The following is a 2,668-nucleotide window of genomic DNA, read 5'->3' as shown; positions in this document are numbered from 1 at the left end:
TCCCATAGAATTTTGGGAACTAATTTGGGAGCTAATTGTTGGGGCACTGGGGCAAGCGTCGTCTTGCATACTGGCAATCAAAATGGATCAAAGCCTCACGGCTCGTGGGAAACGAGCGCTGCACAATGGTTCCCTGACCCCGAGGATAGCTTTGGCGTGACCACACCCGCAGTTGGTACCAGGTGTTGTCGCGGCTACGCCACACTTCGTAGGCATAGTCGCCACCGTAGCCATTTGCCACCCGAAAATCTTGCGCGTTGACGTTGTGGCCCATGCCCAAACCCAGCACAGCAACCGTGGCGATCGCCACTCCAAGAAATGCACCGAATGATTGACGTTTCATAACTGAGATGAATGCCCAAACTTGTTCGATCTTTAGGGTTCCCAGAACAACCACCTCAGGCTGTAAATTCTGCATCAAGCGAGAACACGCGATCGCCAAGGTTGGCTAGATTTTTGTCCCAGTCGATTTCCGGGGCCATGGAGTATTAAGCTTGAGGATGTGCAAAATGCACACCGACGTTTCAAGGCTGCGATCGCCCCAAATTCTCGATGACTGACGCTCAACTTCCTCTGCTGATTCAACAGATGACCAACCCGGATTTTTATCCTCATCCGGTCTATGCCTCGCCCCATACCCTAGAAGACAGCGCCAATCGAGAATATCCCGAAGAGTTTTATCCGCTGCCGCGCGACCCAGTGCAGCTCATTCAAACCCATGTTTCCTACGTATTTTTAACTGGGGAGTTTGCCTACAAGCTGAAAAAGCCTGTGAATTTTGGCTTTTTGGACTACACCACCCTCGAACAACGTCTGCATTTTTGCCAAGAAGAACTGCGGCTCAACCAACGGGCAGCTGCAGACCTGTATTTAGAAGTAGTGCCCATTTCTCAAATGGAAGACTCCGAAACGGGCGAACCCCGCTTTCAACTTGGCGACGCAGGCACCATCGTCGATTACGCGGTGAAGATGCGGCAGTTTCCGCAAGATACCTTGCTCACCGACCTGTACGAGCAGGGCAAAGTCACCGAGGAACTGGTGCAAGAGCTGGCGCGTGTAATTGCCAAATTCCACCAAGTTACCGATACCGACGATCGCATTCGCAACTTTGGTCGAGTCGAGCAAGTGCGCCAAGCATTCGACGAAAACTTTGCACAAACCCAGCATTACATTGGTGGGCCGCAAACTCAGCAGCAGTTTGATGAAACTCAGGCATATTGCGATCGCTTTTTTGACGAACAACAGGATCTATTTCAGCAGCGAATGGAGCAAGACCGCATTCGCGAATGCCACGGCGACCTTCACCTCCGCAATATTGCCTACTGGAATGACAAGCTGTGGCTGTTTGACTGCATCGAGTTTAATGAGCCGTTTCGGTTTGTGGATGTGATGTACGACGTGGCCTACCTGGTCATGGATTTTGACATTCGCCAACGGCAGGATCTAACAGCCCTCTTCCTCAACACCTATACCGAAGAAACGGGCGACTGGGATGGATTGCAGGTTCTCCCCATTTATGTCAATCGGCAAACCTATGTGCGGGCCAAGGTGACCTCGTTTTTGCTGGATGACCCCAATGTGTCTGCCAGCGACAAGCAAGCCGCCCAAGAGACCGCCGCCAGCTACTACCGCATGGCGTGGGAATACACCCAGCCCAAAGCGGGCAAGCTGATGATCATGGCGGGATTGTCGGGTGCAGGCAAAAGCACCATTGCTCGCAAACTCGCCAAAAAGCTAGGGGCGATCCACATTCGCTCCGATGCGGTGCGCAAGCATTTGGGCGGTGTGCCGCTGTATGAGCGTGGAGGAGACGAGCTGTACACTCCCGCCATGACTCAGAAAACCTATGGCCGTTTGCTGGAACTGGGCACTCGCCTTGCAGCCAATGGCTATACGGTCATTTTGGATGCTAAGTACAATCGCCAAGCGTTGCGAGCAGAGGCGATCGCCCAAGCCCAAGCTCACAACATTTCCCTCCAGTTCATTCACTGCACAGCCCCCGCCGAGGAATTGCAGCGCCGCGTGCAGCAGCGCACAGGCGATATTGCGGATGCTGATTTGGCAGTCTTGCTTCAGCAAACCTTTGAGCCATTTACCGACGCAGAAGTGCCCTACATGCTCAGGATCGACACATCACAAAATGTAGATCATCAGTTGAGTATGCTGTAGCACGCCGCAGCACTTCGCCAATCCCGAAATCTCACCCAGTTCGCCTAGAATGAAGCAACAAACTGCCTCAATTCTCTACGCGGTCCGCTGGCTATGGGAAACGACAACTTTGGTGTTGGCTTAAAGCTTTGGCTGATTTTCTTTCTGCTGTTCTACTTGCTTCAGTACGATTTCACGCTGAGCTTCTTTTTGGGGGTGGTGGCGGGCCTATCTGGGGCGTACTTGCATTCGCTGTGGAGCATGAATGCCATGCCACCCTCCCCATCCGAAACAGGCCGCGATGAGCGCAAACGGTTTAACCTACGGCAACGGCTGGAAGCAGCCGAGCAGTTGAGTGCGGTGCGATCGCTCTGGGGATGGAGCAACAATCGGCGCAAAGGCCGCTCCATGAAATCTCGCTGAGCTACTGAACTGATACGGCCCATTGTCAGTCCCACATGTTTCGCGCTTCAGGTTTGTCCCAACCTTGCGATCGCCATCATGACATTTCCATGAGAAC

Annotated in this window: 3 protein-coding genes; 2 read left to right on the top strand and 1 reads right to left on the bottom strand. The window is 53.0% G+C overall.

Features of this window, described 5'->3' with window-relative positions:
* Nucleotides 1-31: 31 nt before the first annotated feature.
* Nucleotides 32-343, bottom strand: a complete 312-nt coding sequence (locus tag ACQ4M4_RS28675; protein WP_430687882.1) for a hypothetical protein — start codon at nucleotides 341-343, stop codon at nucleotides 32-34.
* 209 nt (nucleotides 344-552) lie between these two features.
* On the opposite strand from ACQ4M4_RS28675, the gene ACQ4M4_RS28670 reads away from it, so the two are divergent.
* Both ACQ4M4_RS28670 and ACQ4M4_RS28665 read left to right on the top strand, forming a co-directional pair.
* A complete protein-coding gene (locus ACQ4M4_RS28670; protein ID WP_430687881.1) occupies nucleotides 553-2,169 on the top strand; it encodes an AAA family ATPase in 1,617 nt (538 codons plus the stop codon).
* A 93-nt stretch (nucleotides 2,170-2,262) separates the two neighbouring features.
* Complete coding sequence (locus tag ACQ4M4_RS28665) at nucleotides 2,263-2,571, top strand: hypothetical protein (protein ID WP_430687880.1); 309 nt, start codon at nucleotides 2,263-2,265, stop codon at nucleotides 2,569-2,571.
* Nucleotides 2,572-2,668 lie beyond the last annotated feature (97 nt).

The organism is Leptolyngbya sp. AN02str, from assembly GCF_050565595.1.
Lineage (GTDB): Bacteria > Cyanobacteriota > Cyanobacteriia > Elainellales > Elainellaceae > Kaiparowitsia.
This window is presented reverse-complemented; position numbering and strand designations above follow the sequence as displayed.

Excerpts from the sequence above, each read along its gene's own strand:
- ACQ4M4_RS28665 (WP_430687880.1), top strand. The coding sequence starts at position 2,263 with ATGGGAAACGACAACTTTGGTGTTGGCTTAAAGCTTTGGCTGATTTTC.
- ACQ4M4_RS28675 (WP_430687882.1), bottom strand. The coding sequence starts at position 343 with ATGAAACGTCAATCATTCGGTGCATTTCTTGGAGTGGCGATCGCCACG.
- ACQ4M4_RS28670 (WP_430687881.1), top strand. The coding sequence starts at position 553 with ATGACTGACGCTCAACTTCCTCTGCTGATTCAACAGATGACCAACCCG.